The following is a 15472-nucleotide window of genomic DNA, read 5'->3' on the forward strand; positions in this document are numbered from 1 at the left end:
TATTTTGTCGGATATGCATTAGCATCACCTTTAAAGATTAGATAAACAGGATAGTGTAATGGTCGCAGTTAGAAGCGCACATTTGAACAAGAACGAAGAGTTTGAACTGGAATCTTGGATTGCAAGCTTGAATCAAGACGGCAAGACTAGCAATAAATTGACGCAAGTCTATCAAGCGTGTGAAAGCTTACTAAAAGATCATCCAGAGCAATCATTACTACTATGGCGTGGTCGAGAGATGATTGAAATTTTGATCACCTTGTCGATGGATCGACCAACTTTATTAGCTGCGCAGCTTTTTCCTATCGTGACGGCAGGATTATTTGAACGTGAAGCCTTAGTTGAAAAGTATGGCAAAGAAATCGTAAAGCTGATTGATGGCGTAGAAGAAATGGCCGCGATTGGTCAGCTAAACGTTAGTCTTGATGACTCAGAAGCTTCAGAGCAAGTGGATAACGTACGCCGTATGCTATTGGCGATGGTCGATGATTTTCGCTGCGTAGTCATAAAACTTGCTGAGCGTATTTGTAATTTACGTGAAGTGAAAAATGAGCCAGATGAAATTCGTCAAGCAGCGGCAAAAGAGTGTGCCAATATCTATGCTCCTCTGGCAAATCGATTAGGTATCGGTCAGCTTAAATGGGAAATTGAAGATTACGCCTTTCGTTATCAGCAATCTGACATTTATAAAAAAATTGCCAAACAGTTGTCTGAGCGTCGAATCGTTCGAGAGCAATATATTCATGATTTTGTGACCAATTTATCCAAAGACATGAAAGTGGCCAATATTAATGCTGAGGTCAGTGGCCGGCCAAAACACATTTATAGTATTTGGCGAAAAATGCAGAAAAAGAATCTCGCATTTGATGAATTGTTCGACGTGCGAGCGGTGAGGATTATTGCCGATCAATTGCAAGACTGTTACGCCGCCCTAGGCATGGTACACACTAAATATAAGCACCTACCTAGTGAGTTTGACGATTACGTTGCTAATCCTAAACCTAATGGATATCAATCGATTCATACCGTGGTACTTGGCCCTGAAGGCAAAACTATTGAGATCCAAATTCGTACCAAGCAAATGCATGAAGATTCCGAGCTTGGGGTTGCCGCGCACTGGAAATATAAAGAAGGGAGTTCGGCTGGCCGCAGTGGTTACGATGAAAAGATCACCTGGCTACGTAAGCTGATTGATTGGCAAGAAGAAATGGCGGATTCTGGCGAAATGCTAGATGAACTACGCAGCCAAGTATTTGATGACCGTGTGTATGCCTTTACACCGCGCGGCGATGTGGTTGATCTACCGATGGGCGCAACGCCACTGGATTTTGCCTACCATATACACTCTGAAGTCGGTCATCGTTGTATTGGTGCAAAAGTAGGCGGACGCATAGTACCGTTTACTCATAAACTGGCGATGGGCGATCAAGTTGAGATTATTACTCAAAAAGAGCCGAATCCATCTCGTGATTGGCTCAATCCTAATTTAGGATTTGTCCATTCAGGCCGTGCTCGCGCCAAAATTAACGCTTGGTTTAGAAAGCAAAGCCGTGAGAAGAACCTTGAAGCAGGTAAAGATATCCTGGAGGTGGAACTGCAAAAAATTGGCGCGACGCTAAAAGATGCGCAACAGTACGCGTTAAAACGTTTTAACGTGAATACGCCTGATGAGCTATATGCTGGAGTTGGCAGTGGCGATTTACGCATTAATCAAGTTATCAATCACATTAATGCCTTGGTGAACAAGCCAACCGCCGAAGAAGAAGATCAGCAAGCACTGGCCAAACTGCAAGAATCACAAGTGTCGCAACAAAACCGCCCTCGTAAAGATGCGGTGGTGGTACAAGGGGTCGATAACCTTATGAACCACTTGGCTCGCTGTTGTCAGCCTATTCCTGGTGATGAAATTTGTGGTTATATCACTCAAGGTCGAGGCATTTCAGTGCATCGTAGCGACTGTGAACAACTTGAAGAATTAAAGCATCATGCACCAGAACGTATCATTGAAACTGTATGGGGAAGCGGCTTTACTGGCTTGTACATTCTGACGATTCGAATTGAAGCTCTAGAGCGCGGTGGACTACTTAAAGATATTACCGCACTGTTTGCCAATGAAAAGTTGAAAGTCAGTAGTATGAATGGCCGTACTGATTACAAACGTCAGATAGCGATTATGGATTTTAATTTAGAAGTGCAAAATGTGGAAATCTTATCGCGGATTATCGCTCGGATTGAACAGCTCAAAGATGTATTAAGAGTGAAGCGTCTGAAATAACCGAATCAGTGCCAATATCAACACCGCTTAATCTTATAAGCGGTGTTTTACTATCTGAATCTCACTGTTACTAGAAAGAATATAAAGAGAAAGTCATGACAATACCAATTGAACAGCTCAAATCCATCATGCAACAGTTACGTGATCCTGAAAATGGTTGTCCTTGGGATAAAAAGCAAACTTTTGATTCTATTGTGCCTCACACCATCGAAGAAACTTATGAAGTGGCGGATGCGATCCTCAATCAAGATTGGAAAAACCTACAAGAAGAGCTAGGTGACTTGTTGTTTCAAGTGATTTTCTACAGTCAGTTGGCCAGCGAGCAACAACTATTTGATTTCGAAGATGTGGTGAAAGGGGTGAACGAGAAACTCATACGTCGCCATCCTCATGTTTTTGCAGATGAAAATATTGAGACAGAAGATGAACTGAATGCGCGTTGGGAACAAGAGAAGCAAAACGAAAAATTACAGCAAGGCAAAGTAGAGGAAAGTATTCTAGACTCTATACCAAAAGCATTACCAGCTTTATCACGAGCTAATAAATTACAGCAAAAATGCGCTAAATACGGCTTTGATTGGGGCACCTTAGGTCCTGTCGTTGATAAGGTTCACGAGGAAATCGATGAGGTCATGGAAGAAGCCTTACAAGTTGATAAAAATGAGCTGCGCATTGAAGAAGAGCTTGGCGACTTAATGTTTGCGACGGTCAATTTAGTTAGGCATCTAGGCAAAGACCCTGAAGTGGCTTTGGCTAAAGCAAACCATAAATTTGAGCGCCGTTTTCGTGGGGTAGAATCTATTATCTATGGACAAGGTAAAGAATTGATGGATTGCTCTTTACAAGAACTTGATATTCAGTGGGAAAATGTAAAATTAGCAGAAAAAAGAATATAACCAATACTTTTTATGCTTATTAATTGTTTTATATAGAGATTATTTATCTGTAATACGAGGCTTCCCTTGCGGAGATAGCTAAATTGATTTGAAGCAAGAAATAAATTAATCGAGTGTGATAGATTTCACGTTGTAGCGGAAAAGGGGTTCTGGTATATTTTCATCCCGTCCAGAAGAAATCCATTTCCCTCATTCAACCAATTTCAGGTTAAGCATGACGACAAATTACATTTTTGTTACTGGTGGGGTCGTATCCTCTCTAGGTAAAGGTATTGCAGCAGCATCACTTGCAGCGATTTTAGAAGCTCGTGGTCTTAAAGTGACCATGATGAAACTAGATCCATACATCAACGTGGATCCAGGCACAATGAGCCCGATTCAACATGGTGAAGTATTCGTTACTGAAGATGGCGCTGAAACCGATCTCGATCTTGGTCACTACGAACGCTTTATTCGTACCAAGATGAGTAAACGTAATAACTTTACGGCAGGTCGTGTTTACGAAGATGTTCTACGTAAAGAACGTCGCGGTGACTATCTAGGTGCAACCATTCAGGTTATTCCTCATATCACAAATTCAATCAAAGACCGCATTATTGCTGGCTCTGAAGGTCACGATATCGCGATCGTTGAAATTGGTGGTACGGTAGGTGATATTGAGTCTCTACCATTTATGGAAGCCATTCGTCAGTTAGCAGTTGAAGTTGGTCGTGAGAATGCATTATTCATGCACTTAACTTTAGTTCCTTACCTTGCAGCAGCAGGTGAAGTGAAAACTAAGCCAACCCAGCACTCTGTAAAAGAATTACTTTCTATTGGTATTCAACCAGATATTTTAGTTTGTCGTAGTGATCGTATCATTCCGGCTAACGAACGTAAGAAAATTGCACTATTCTGTAATGTGCAAGAAAAAGCCGTGATCTCAATGAAAGATGTGGATTCTATTTATAAGATCCCACAACTGATTCGTGCGCAAGGCTTAGATGACTTAGTGTGTACTCGTTTTGGTATTAGTGCTCCTGAAGCCGACTTGACCGAATGGGAACAAGTGATTTACGAAGAAGCAAATCCAACCGGTGAAGTGACTATCGGTATGGTTGGTAAATACACTGAATTACCAGATGCATACAAATCGGTTAACGAGGCATTAAAACATGCAGGCTTGAAAAATCGTCTAAGTGTTAACATTAAGTATATTGATTCTCAAGATCTTGAATCTAAAGGTGTTGAGTTACTTGAAGGCATCGATGCGATTTTAGTTCCTGGTGGCTTTGGTGACCGTGGTGTTGAAGGTAAAATTCTTGCCGCTCAGTATGCTCGTGAAAACAAAATTCCATATTTAGGTATTTGCTTAGGTATGCAAGTGGCACTTATTGAATATGCGCGTAATGTTGCGGGTATGGAAGGTGCACACTCAACTGAGTTTAACAAAGAAACGAAATTCCCTGTGGTTGGCTTAATCACTGAATGGGTAGACAAAGAAGGTAATGTTGAAGAACGTACTGAAGCATCAGATTTAGGTGGCACGATGCGCCTTGGTTCTCAACTTTGTCACCTAGAAAAAGGCACGAAAGCGTACGAATTGTACGGTAATGCTCAAATTCATGAGCGTCACCGTCACCGTTACGAAGTGAACAATAACTTGCGTCCTCAAATTGAGAAAGCAGGTCTGAAAGTCTCTGGTCTTTCTGCTGATAAGAAATTAGTGGAAGTAGTTGAAAACCCGAACCACCCGTGGTTTGTCGCTGCTCAGTTCCACCCTGAATTCACATCAACTCCTCGTGATGGTCATCCATTATTTGCAGGTTTTGTAAAAGCGGCTGGTCAAAACCAACGCGGTGAATTTGAATAATTGCCTTTGGCAACGAATCTAATTAGCTAAAGGTCTAATTGGAAATAATTTGAAAGTAAGATGTAAAAGGGATACGGGTAGTGGCTTTAATTGCGCGACTACCCATTAAATTGACATTTATATTTAAATTGAACGAGAGGAAACATCAATGTCTAAGATCGTTAAAGTTCTAGGTCGCGAAATCATCGATTCACGTGGTAACCCAACAGTAGAAGCGGAAGTACACCTAGAAGGTGGCTTTGTAGGTATGGCTGCTGCTCCATCTGGCGCATCAACTGGTTCTCGTGAAGCGCTTGAATTACGTGACGGTGACAAATCACGTTTCCTAGGTAAAGGTGTTCTTAAAGCTATTGAAGCAGTGAACGGCCCAATCGCGTCTGCTCTAGTAGGCAAAGACGCTAAAGACCAAGCTACAATCGACCAAGTAATGATCGATTTAGACGGCACTGAAAACAAATCTAACTTTGGTGCAAACGCCATTCTTGCTGTTTCTCTAGCAAACGCAAAAGCGGCTGCTGCATCAAAAGGCATGCCTTTATTTGAGCACATCGCTGAACTAAACGGCACTCCAGGTGTATTCTCTATGCCTCTACCAATGATGAATATCATCAACGGTGGTGAGCACGCAGACAACAACGTTGATATCCAAGAATTCATGATTCAACCAGTTGGCGCGAAAACAATCAAAGAAGCTCTACGTATCGGCGCAGAAGTATTCCACAACCTAGCTAAAGTACTTAAAGCTAAAGGCCTAAGCACTGCCGTTGGTGATGAAGGTGGTTTTGCTCCTAACCTAGAATCAAACGCTGCTGCACTCGCTGCAATCAAAGAAGCGGTTGAGCAAGCTGGCTACGTTCTTGGTAAAGACGTTACTCTAGCGATGGACTGTGCTGCATCTGAGTTCTACGACAAAGAAGCGGGCAACTACAACATGAAAGGTGAAGGTAAAATCTTCACTTCTGAAGAGTTCAACCACTACCTAGCTGACCTAGCTAACCAATACCCAATCGTTTCTATCGAAGATGGTCTTGACGAATCAGATTGGGATGGCTTTAAGCACCAAACTGAACTACTAGGTGACAAACTTCAACTAGTAGGTGATGACCTGTTCGTAACTAACACTAAGATCCTTGCTAAAGGTATCGAAATGGGTGTTGCTAACTCTATCCTTATCAAATTCAACCAAATCGGTTCTCTAACTGAGACTCTAGCTGCAATCAAGATGGCTAAAGATGCAGGTTACACAGCTGTAATCTCTCACCGTTCTGGCGAAACTGAAGATGCAACTATCGCTGACCTAGCGGTAGGTACTGCTGCAGGCCAAATCAAAACGGGTTCTATGAGCCGTTCTGACCGTGTTGCTAAGTACAACCAACTTATCCGTATCGAAGAAGCTCTAGGTGCTAAAGCTCCTTTCAACGGTCTTAAAGAAGTTAAAGGTCAATAATTCATCATTGAATTAGTTTGATTGATACTTTGAAATCCTCGCTTCGGCGGGGATTTTTTTTGTTTACGGAAATGGAAAAGACAGAAACGTTACTCGGGACTCGGCCGTTTCACTTCTCATGGCTCGAAAGTATCGCTTTGGCTTTTCCGAGAAACAAGCAGCGTAGCGCCCGAGATACGAACTACGGCTCTCATCTTCTTTCCAACTTTTCACCTGTATTATTATGCTTCAATTCTTCGAATGAGGTATCATTAGCGTAAGAATTTTATAGCGAGTAGATGATGCGGATATTTACTTTAGTACTGATTGCCATCTTGGTTATTCTGCAGTATGACTTATTTTTTGGTAAGAACGGCGTTCTTGATTACCAAGCGGTTCATTCTGATATTGCAGTGCAACAAGAGGTGAATAATAGTTTGAAAAAGCGCAATCACCTGATGTTTGCCGAAATTGATGATTTACGCCAAGGGCTAGATGCGATTGAAGAGCGTGCTCGTCATGAATTGGGTATGATCAAAGATGGTGAAACTTTTTATCGAATTATTGGTGATGATTCAGAAGCCAATACCACGTTTAACTCTGATGATAATTAAGCATGACTGACTTTCCACAGCAGTTTGCTGTCGTCGTACCAGCTGCCGGGGTTGGTAAACGTATGCAAACCAACCATCCTAAGCAGTACTTATTTTTACATGATAAAACCATTCTTGAACATACGGTCGAAAACTTATTATCACATCCGCAAATCGAATTGGTGGTGATTGCGGTGAGCGACGGCGATGAATATTTCTCAGATCTTGGCTTAGCTAAAGCTGACAATGTTATCCGAGTCGCTGGTGGGGAAGAGCGTGTTGATTCCGTACTTTCCGGGTTGGAATATCTATCTCAAAATCATGTCGACCAATATTCATGGGTCATGGTGCATGATGCAGCGCGTCCTTGCTTAACTCATGACGATATCAACAAATTAATTAATCAGTGCCGGCAAGCGCACCGCGGTGGCACTTTAGCCGCGCCAGTACGTGACACGATGAAACGTTCTTGTGTGCAAAATGGCTTGAATACCATTGATCAAACCGTCGATCGTAATCAATTATGGCACGCATTAACACCGCAGCTTTTTCCACTGATTGAACTAAAATCAGCTTTAGTCGATGGATTAATCAATCAAAAGGTTATTACTGATGAAGCCTCCGCGATGGAGCTGTCAGGTTACCAACCTTTATTGGTTCAAGGTCGCTCCGATAACCTTAAAGTCACCCAGCCTGAAGATTTGGCCCTAGCGGAATTTTTCCTATCTCAGCGTAAATAAATAATAGGTAATGTAATGATTCGAATCGGTCATGGTTTTGACGTGCATAAATTTGGTGGTGAAGGCCCAGTTATCATTGGTGGTGTCGCCATTCCTTATGAACAAGGTTTAATTGCTCACTCTGATGGCGATGTTGCGCTACATGCACTAACCGATGCTTTACTAGGGGCGATTGCGGCTGGAGATATCGGTAAGCATTTTCCAGATACCGACGATAAATGGAAAGGCGCAGATAGCCGATCTTTACTACGCGAAGTGTATCATTTTGTTAAACAGAAAGGTTATGTATTGGGCAATGCAGATGTCACTATCATCGCTCAAGCACCGAAAATGCTGCCATTTATTCAAAGCATGCGCGAAGCCATCGCCGCTGATTTAGAAACTGATATTGATAATATTAATGTCAAAGCGACCACTACCGAAAAATTGGGTTTTATCGGTCGTAAAGAAGGCATTGCATGCGAAGCGGTTGCGTTAATCGTTCGCCAATAAATTTTATAAATAAAAAAGATCTTAATTCATGACTGATATTCTAGCGCTATTTGCATACTTACTGGGTAAACCTGTAGCTCAAGCCAAACTGAAATCTAAAGCGGAGGATTTTCAAGTTATTGAAGATCTTGGTTTTGAATTTTCTGGTGATGGCGAACACTTGATGGTGCGAATTCGTAAGCAAGGTGAAAACACGACCTTCGTTGCCAATGAAATCGCGAGATTGTGCGGCGTGCCATCGAAAAATGTCGGCTGGGCAGGTTTAAAAGATCGCCATGCCGTGACTGAACAATGGTTAAGCGTTCACTTACCAAAGCCGGATATGAGTTTTGATACTAAAGCTTTAGAGCAACAGTACCCAAGTATTAAAGTGCTTGAGACCGCTCGTCATAATAAAAAACTGCGCCCGGGTGATTTAGTCGGTAATCAGTTCGTGATTCGTCTGGTTGATGTGACGGATATTAATGATGTGATTGAGCGTCTGGAAAAAATTAAACAAAGCGGCGTGCCAAACTACTATGGTTCACAACGTTTTGGTCGTGATGGTAATAACTTGGCGGAAGCTCGTCGTTGGGGGCGTGATAATGTGCGCACTCGCAATCAAAATAAGCGCAGCATGTATCTGTCGACCGCACGTTCTTGGATCTTCAATCATATTTTGTCCCATCGAATTGAAAATGGCTTGTTTAACCAACTGGTTGAAGGCGATTTAGTTCAAAATGCTCAAGGCGAATTACTGACCATAGAAGCCGATACGCTAGAATCACTACAATCTCAACTTGAACAAGGCAGCGTATTTTTAACTTCAGCATTAGCGGGAGATAATGCACTTCCAACTCAAGGCTTAGCACAACAACTTGAAAATCAATTTCTAGATGCCGAAGAAGATTTGATGAAGCTTATCCGTGGTAATCGTATGCGTCATGATCGTCGTGTGGTGGGATTAAAAGCTGATAACATGAATTGGCAAGTTGATGGCTGTGATGTTGTGGTGTCGTTTTCTCTACCAGCAGGATGCTTTGCTACCTCGATTTTAAGAGAAGTTGCTGATGCGGTTGAAGTAGAGCGCGTTTACGCAGACTAGTGTCAGGTTCAACAAGGAAGAATAATGAAAATATTATTAAGTAACGATGATGGTGTGAATGCCAAGGGGATCAATACCTTAGCCGAGGTATTGTCAGAGATCGCTGAGATCATCATTGTGGCGCCGGATCGTAATCGATCGGGTGCTTCAAATTCATTAACATTAGAAACACCGCTTCGAGTGACACAAGTCCGCCCAAATGTCTATTCCGTGCAAGGGACTCCAACCGATTGTGTCCACTTTGCTTTAAACGAATTATTAAAGTCGGATATGCCCGATTTAGTAGTTTCTGGGATCAATCATGGTGCAAACCTAGGTGATGACGTGTTGTATTCCGGTACCGTTGCGGCAGCAATGGAAGGACATTTTCTAGGTGTTCAATCGATAGCCATTTCGTTGGTGGGGCAAACGCATTTTGATACTGCGGCACAAATTGCGAAAGATCTAGTTTTACAGCATGTGAAGAAGCCGGTTCCGGCTAATCATTTGATCAGCGTTAATGTACCGGATTTAGCACTCGATCAGCTTGGGGCGACTCGAGTGACTCGACTTGGTGCACGTCATCATGCGGAAGATATGATTAAACAAAAAGATCCACGTGGCGCTGATATCTACTGGCTTGGTCCTCCGGGAAAAGAAGCGGATGCGGGTGAAGGTACTGATTTCTATGCCATAGAAAAAGGCGAAGTGTCGATTACACCATTACGCGTTGATCTTACGGCACATGAAGCGATAGATAAAATGAAACACTGGGTTAGCCCAAAATAAACATCACAGGCAATAATGAAGAATATTAAAGCAGATCAACTCGTTTCTATTTTGCAACACAAAGGCATTAAAGATCCTCAACTTCTAGAGATAATGAGAAGTTTGCCTCGTGAGTATTTCTTATCTGAAGCGATGCGTCATCAAGCGTATGATAATAATGCGCTGCCTATTGGGGCTGGTCAGACAATCTCTCAGCCTTATATCGTTGCAAGAATGACCGAGCTATTGAATTTAAAACACAATAGTAGAGTACTAGAAGTTGGCACAGGATCGGGTTACCAAACCGCCGTATTGTCAAAAATGGTTGATCATGTTTATTCAATAGAACGCATTAAGTCATTACAGTGGGATGCCAAGCGTCGTTTGAAACATTTAGATATTTACAATGTCTCAACTAAGCATGGTGACGGCTGGAAAGGTTGGCCATCGAAAAGTCCTTTTGATGCGATTATTGTCACTGCAGCGGCTTCTCACCTGCCGCAAGCGCTAGTTGAACAATTAGCTGAGGGGGGGGTTCTTGTGGTGCCAATAGGTGATGAACATCAAGAATTGATAAAAATTGAAAAGAAAGCAGGGGAGTGTATTTCTACTTTGGTAGAAGTCGTGCGTTTTGTTCCTCTAATCTCGGGCGATTTAGCCTAATAAACGAAAGGTACTCAGGTTGCTGTCGATAAGAAATGCGCTAATTGCTTTGTTTTTTCTCACTTTTTTAGTAGCGTGTTCATTGAACTCGGCTAAAAATGAGCGTGGTAGCTATAAGGGGAGTTACTACGTTGTTGAAAAAGGTGATTCGGTATATTTGATTTCTTATCTCGCAGATAAAAATGTTAATGACATCATTAACTTCAACCATCTAAAGCCCCCTTACATAATTCATCCTGGTCAAAAATTAAACTTGTGGCGTCCGGTTTATATCCCACCAGCATTTGATGGTACTGGTGCTGGAGATAGTCAAGTAGCCTCCACTTCTACGACTAAAGTGGCACAAAAACAGAATACTTCCCCAGTTGTGCAATCAAAGTCAAAGGAGTATGTTGAATCCCAAGTAACACAAAATAATAATAAACCTGTCACACAATCGACACCGAGTAATGACAAAGTAAAACGCTGGGTGTGGCCAACAAAAGGACGAGTCATTAGCAAGTTTTCGGTTGGTGACCAAGGTAACAAAGGGATAGATATCGTAGGGCAGCGAGGGCAAGACGTAGTATCAACCGCAGCAGGTGTTGTGGTATATGCTGGTAATGCACTTCGAGGTTATGGGAATCTGATTATTATTAAACATAATGATGAATATCTCAGTGCTTATGCCCATAATGATAGTTTATTGATAACAGAAGGCCAGTCTGTAAAAACTGGCCAGAAAATTGCATCGATGGGGAGTACGGGCACCAATAGTGTTCGACTACACTTCGAAATTCGATATAAAGGTAAGCCAGTGAATCCAGAAAGCTACTTGGACTAGAGCTCTTTTGAAATACACCGACTTACAATAATGACATATTAAGTTGTTATGTCTTGCTAAAACTTTATTCGCCAAGGGGAGGCGCTTATGAGTATCAGCAATGCAGTAACCAAAATAAACGACATCGATGATTCTGAATTTGATGTTGAGGCTCTTGCAGCCGAAGCAGTTTCACAAAAAGTAGAAGCCAAAGAAGAGTATGAAGTTTCGGCTAAAAGCCTTGATGCGACTCAGCTCTATCTTAGTGAAATTGGCTTTTCTCCACTCTTAACGGCAGAAGAAGAAGTACTTTATGCTCGTCGAGCACTTCGCGGTGATGCAGCAGCACGCAAGCGTATGATCGAAAGTAACTTACGTTTGGTCGTTAAGATTTCTCGCCGTTATAACAGTCGTGGTTTAGCACTACTTGACCTGATTGAAGAAGGGAATTTAGGTCTGATCCGTGCAGTTGAAAAATTTGATCCAGAACGTGGTTTCCGTTTTTCAACTTATGCAACTTGGTGGATTCGTCAGACCATCGAACGCGCTTTAATGAATCAAACACGCACCATTAGGTTGCCTATCCATGTAGTGAAAGAACTGAATATCTATTTGCGTACTGCTCGTGAGTTGGCACAAAAGCTAGATCATGAACCAACCGCAGAAGAAATTGCTTTCCAACTCGATAAGCCTGTGGAAGATGTCAGCAAAATGTTGCGTTTGAATGAGCGTGTTAGCTCAGTTGATACACCTATTGGCAGCGATGGTGATAAAGCACTGTTGGACATTATTCCTGATATTAATAACTCAGACCCTGAGGTTTCGACTCAAGATAACGATATTAAGTCGTCGTTGATTGATTGGTTAGATGAACTGAATCCGAAACAAAAAGAAGTCTTGGCACGCCGCTTCGGTCTTTTAGGCTATGAGCCATCAACTTTGGAAGAGGTTGGCCGTGAGATTAATTTAACTCGTGAACGGGTTCGTCAAATCCAAGTCGAAGGCTTGCGTCGCTTAAGAGATATCTTAATGAAGCAAGGTTTGAGCATGGAATCATTATTCGATGCTGAATATGAATAATTCATTTATTTATAAGATGATCAGATAAAATAAAGGGGAAACTATGATGGTTTCCCTTTTTATTTTTTGAGTTAATATCATCCTAGTTCCTAGTTCCTAGTTCCTAGTTCCTAGTTCCTAGTTCCTAGTTCCTAGTTCCTAGTTCCTAGAAGGAGCATGTTCGTGGCTCGTATCTCGGCCGCTGCGTTGCTCGTATCTCGATAAAGCGTTTTCTTGTCCGAGCTACGAGATCCCGTTTTTTACTCGTTTCTAGGACATTAAGTTTTTAAGACGGTATAAGGCATCCAATGCTTCCCTTGGGCTCATATCATCGGGATTAATTAAAGTTAATGCTTGTTCCACTTCGCTGATTTCAGGAATTAAACTTAACTGCTGCTCAACGGTTTGATTGTGCATATTGGCAGTAGATTGAGTTGAATTGCTTTGTTCTGCTTTTTGGTGACCAAGTGATTCTAATTGTTGTAGTTTCGCTTTAGCTTGTTTAATCACTGATTTTGGCACACCAGCTAAACTGGCTACCGCAAGCCCATAAGATTTACTTGCGGCACCTTCTTGAACGGCGTGCATAAAGGCAATGCTATCACCATGTTCAATGGCATCTAAATGTACATTTGCAAGATGAGCGATTTGGTTCGGCAGTTCGGTTAATTCAAAGTAATGCGTGGCAAATAACGTCATGGCATTAATTTTTGTGGCTAGCCAATCGGCACTGGCCCACGCTAATGACAGACCATCATAAGTACTCGTCCCACGACCAATTTCATCCATCAGTACTAAGCTGTTTTTAGTTGCGTTATGTAAGATATTGGCAGTTTCGGTCATTTCTACCATGAAGGTTGAACGACCAGATGCCAGATCATCTTGTGCACCAATTCGAGTAAATATACGATCAATCAAGCCTATGGTCGCCGCTTCCGCTGGCACATAGCTACCAATATGCGCCAATAAAGCAATCAATGCAGTTTGACGCATATAAGTCGATTTACCCCCCATATTGGGACCGGTAATGATCAGCATTTGGCGCTTTTCATTTAGCTCTACTGGGTTGGCAATAAATGGCACATCCAATACTTGTTCAACCACCGGATGGCGACCAGCATCAATATGTAGTTCAGCGTTATTGCTTAATGTTGGACGGCAGTAGTTGAGTGAATCAGCACGTTCTGCGAGATTTTGTAATACGTCTAATTGAGATAAAGAGTCTGACAGTTCTTGCAAACGCTCTAAATGCGGCATTAATAAATCAAAGAGTTCTTCCCATAAACGTTTCTCTAATGCTAGTGCCTTTGATTTTGAATTAAGCACTTTATCTTCATGCTCTTTCAATTCAGGGATAATGTAACGTTCAGCATTCTTTAAAGTCTGGCGACGAACATAATGAGGCGGTACTAAGTGGCTTTGCCCACGACTCACTTGAATGAAGAAACCATGCACATTGTTATAGCCAACTTTTAAGCTATCGATACCGTGACGTTCGCGTTCTTCTGCTTCCATCTTGTCGAGGTATTCAGTTGCACCATCGGCTAAGTTACGTAGTTCATCTAATTCTGCATGATAACCTTCCGCCAATACACCGCCATCACGGATCACGACTGGTGGATTGTCTTTGATAGCACGTTCAAGCAGTGAACAAATATCGTCCATCGGTAAGCAAGCTTTCGCCAGTTTTTGTAGGTGATGGTGCTGGAAGCTTTGCGTAATACTGCTTAATTCAGGCAATTGTTGCATGGCATTACGTAAGCGAGCTAAATCACGTGGACGAGCCGAACGTAGCGCTAAACGTGCTAAAATACGTTCAATATCGCCAATGCTTTTTAGACTAGGGTGCAGTTCAGCAAAGTAAGCGTTGTCTTTAATTTCACTAATAGCATCAAGGCGTTGATTCAGCATGTCGTTGTTACGCATTGGCTGATGCAACCAACGTTTGAACATGCGACTACCCATTGGCGTGGCGGTTTTATCGAGTACTTCCGCTAGCGTATTATCGGTGCCGCCGGCTAAATTGTGGGTGATTTCTAAGTTACGGCGAGTAGCTGCATCTAAGATCACTGAATCATCTTGGCGATCAAACGTTAAAGAACGAATATGTGGTAAAGCGGTACGCTGAGTATCTTTTACATACTGAATGAGACATCCGGCAGCGCATAAACCAAGTTTGGCATTTTCAACGCCAAAACCAACTAGGTCTTTGGTGCCAAATTGCATATTAAGCTGTTGCTTAGCGGTATTGAGTTCAAATTCCCAAATCGGGCGGCGACGTTGACCTTTTGATTTTTCAAGCAAAGACATCGCTTGTAAATCTTCTGGATATAACAACTCTTTTGGCGAGGTTCGTTGCAGTTCTGCTTGCATCGCTTCTAGGGTTTCGGGTTCGCACAATTGAAAGCGGCCAGAGGTCATATCTAACGTGGCATAACCAAATTTGTCATCTTGCTGGTAAATGGCGGCAACTAGGTTATCAATACGCTCAGGTAGTAGTGCTTCATCGGTCACCGTTCCCGGAGTGACTATACGGACTACCTTACGCTCAACTGGGCCTTTGCTGGTGGCAGGGTCGCCAACTTGTTCACAAATGGCCACTGATTCACCAAGCTGAACTAATTTGGCTAGGTAGCCTTCGACAGCGTGAAAAGGAACACCAGCCATTGGAATCGGTTCGCCAGCAGAAGCACCACGCTTAGTTAATGAAATATCCAATAACTGCGAAGCGCGTTTGGCATCATCGTAGAATAATTCATAGAAATCGCCCATACGGTAAAACAGTAAAATATCTGGATTTTCTGCTTTTAAACGCAAGTACTGCTGCATCATTGGAGTATGAG

The 15472-nt window shown here is 42.3% G+C and carries 13 protein-coding genes; 12 read left to right on the forward strand and 1 reads right to left on the reverse strand.

Features of this window, described 5'->3' with window-relative positions:
• Nucleotides 1-58: 58 nt before the first annotated feature.
• The 12 genes from relA (at nucleotide 59) to rpoS (ending at nucleotide 12650) form a co-directional block, all read left to right on the forward strand.
• Entirely contained in the window at nucleotides 59-2275 is a 2217-nt protein-coding gene (gene relA / locus ACE3G9_RS03975) for a GTP diphosphokinase (protein WP_417881248.1), read from the forward strand.
• Nucleotides 2276-2370: 95 nt separating this feature from the next.
• Nucleotides 2371-3171 (forward strand): nucleoside triphosphate pyrophosphohydrolase, encoded by an 801-nt coding sequence (gene mazG / locus ACE3G9_RS03980; protein WP_417881247.1) that lies wholly within the window; start codon nucleotides 2371-2373, stop codon nucleotides 3169-3171.
• 214 nt (nucleotides 3172-3385) lie between these two features.
• Nucleotides 3386-5023 carry a CTP synthase gene (locus ACE3G9_RS03985; protein WP_417881246.1) on the forward strand — a complete coding sequence of 546 codons (1638 nt, stop codon included), beginning with the start codon at nucleotides 3386-3388 and terminating at the stop codon, nucleotides 5021-5023.
• Nucleotides 5024-5171: 148 nt separating this feature from the next.
• Nucleotides 5172-6470, forward strand: a complete 1299-nt coding sequence (gene eno / locus ACE3G9_RS03990; protein WP_449218520.1) for a phosphopyruvate hydratase — start codon at nucleotides 5172-5174, stop codon at nucleotides 6468-6470.
• 281 nt (nucleotides 6471-6751) lie between these two features.
• The gene (gene ftsB / locus ACE3G9_RS03995; protein WP_417881297.1) at nucleotides 6752-7063 is read left to right on the forward strand and encodes a cell division protein FtsB; all 312 of its coding nucleotides are present in this window, start codon (nucleotides 6752-6754) and stop codon (nucleotides 7061-7063) included.
• Nucleotides 7064-7065: 2 nt separating this feature from the next.
• Complete coding sequence (gene ispD / locus ACE3G9_RS04000; RefSeq protein WP_449218521.1) at nucleotides 7066-7782, forward strand: 2-C-methyl-D-erythritol 4-phosphate cytidylyltransferase; 717 nt, start codon at nucleotides 7066-7068, stop codon at nucleotides 7780-7782.
• Between the two features lie 15 nt (nucleotides 7783-7797).
• The gene (ispF, locus tag ACE3G9_RS04005; RefSeq protein WP_449218522.1) at nucleotides 7798-8274 is read left to right on the forward strand and encodes a 2-C-methyl-D-erythritol 2,4-cyclodiphosphate synthase; all 477 of its coding nucleotides are present in this window, start codon (nucleotides 7798-7800) and stop codon (nucleotides 8272-8274) included.
• Nucleotides 8275-8302: 28 nt separating this feature from the next.
• Nucleotides 8303-9358 carry a tRNA pseudouridine(13) synthase TruD gene (truD, locus tag ACE3G9_RS04010; protein WP_449218523.1) on the forward strand — a complete coding sequence of 352 codons (1056 nt, stop codon included), beginning with the start codon at nucleotides 8303-8305 and terminating at the stop codon, nucleotides 9356-9358.
• 24 nt (nucleotides 9359-9382) lie between these two features.
• Nucleotides 9383-10126 (forward strand): 5'/3'-nucleotidase SurE, encoded by a 744-nt coding sequence (gene surE, locus ACE3G9_RS04015; protein WP_417881241.1) that lies wholly within the window; start codon nucleotides 9383-9385, stop codon nucleotides 10124-10126.
• A 15-nt stretch (nucleotides 10127-10141) separates the two neighbouring features.
• On the forward strand, nucleotides 10142-10768 hold the full coding sequence (locus tag ACE3G9_RS04020) for a protein-L-isoaspartate(D-aspartate) O-methyltransferase (protein WP_417881240.1): 627 nt from the start codon (nucleotides 10142-10144) through the stop codon (nucleotides 10766-10768).
• Between the two features lie 43 nt (nucleotides 10769-10811).
• Nucleotides 10812-11591: a peptidoglycan DD-metalloendopeptidase family protein gene (locus ACE3G9_RS04025; RefSeq protein ID WP_417881296.1), complete on the forward strand. Its 780-nt coding sequence runs from the start codon at nucleotides 10812-10814 to the stop codon at nucleotides 11589-11591.
• An 87-nt stretch (nucleotides 11592-11678) separates the two neighbouring features.
• Nucleotides 11679-12650 (forward strand): RNA polymerase sigma factor RpoS, encoded by a 972-nt coding sequence (gene rpoS / locus ACE3G9_RS04030; protein WP_417881239.1) that lies wholly within the window; start codon nucleotides 11679-11681, stop codon nucleotides 12648-12650.
• Nucleotides 12651-12899: 249 nt separating this feature from the next.
• Here the strand turns inward: rpoS and mutS are convergent, their stop codons facing one another.
• The gene (gene mutS / locus ACE3G9_RS04035; protein ID WP_449218576.1) at nucleotides 12900-15461 is read right to left on the reverse strand and encodes a DNA mismatch repair protein MutS; all 2562 of its coding nucleotides are present in this window, start codon (nucleotides 15459-15461) and stop codon (nucleotides 12900-12902) included.
• Between the last annotated feature and the right edge of the window lie 11 nt (nucleotides 15462-15472).

The sequence above is a fragment of the Vibrio sp. E150_018 genome, assembly GCF_053544035.1.

Bases quoted from the DNA above. Each gene is read 5' to 3' on its own strand.
- relA (WP_417881248.1), top strand. From the start codon at position 59: ATGGTCGCAGTTAGAAGCGCACATTTGAACAAGAACGAAGAGTTTGAA.
- mazG (WP_417881247.1), top strand. From the start codon at position 2,371: ATGACAATACCAATTGAACAGCTCAAATCCATCATGCAACAGTTACGT.
- ACE3G9_RS03985 (WP_417881246.1), top strand. From the start codon at position 3,386: ATGACGACAAATTACATTTTTGTTACTGGTGGGGTCGTATCCTCTCTA.
- eno (WP_449218520.1), top strand. From the start codon at position 5,172: ATGTCTAAGATCGTTAAAGTTCTAGGTCGCGAAATCATCGATTCACGT.
- ftsB (WP_417881297.1), top strand. From the start codon at position 6,752: ATGCGGATATTTACTTTAGTACTGATTGCCATCTTGGTTATTCTGCAG.
- ispD (WP_449218521.1), top strand. From the start codon at position 7,066: ATGACTGACTTTCCACAGCAGTTTGCTGTCGTCGTACCAGCTGCCGGG.
- ispF (WP_449218522.1), top strand. From the start codon at position 7,798: ATGATTCGAATCGGTCATGGTTTTGACGTGCATAAATTTGGTGGTGAA.
- truD (WP_449218523.1), top strand. From the start codon at position 8,303: ATGACTGATATTCTAGCGCTATTTGCATACTTACTGGGTAAACCTGTA.
- surE (WP_417881241.1), top strand. From the start codon at position 9,383: ATGAAAATATTATTAAGTAACGATGATGGTGTGAATGCCAAGGGGATC.
- ACE3G9_RS04020 (WP_417881240.1), top strand. From the start codon at position 10,142: ATGAAGAATATTAAAGCAGATCAACTCGTTTCTATTTTGCAACACAAA.
- rpoS (WP_417881239.1), top strand. From the start codon at position 11,679: ATGAGTATCAGCAATGCAGTAACCAAAATAAACGACATCGATGATTCT.
- mutS (WP_449218576.1), bottom strand. From the start codon at position 15,461: ATGATGCAGCAGTACTTGCGTTTAAAAGCAGAAAATCCAGATATTTTA.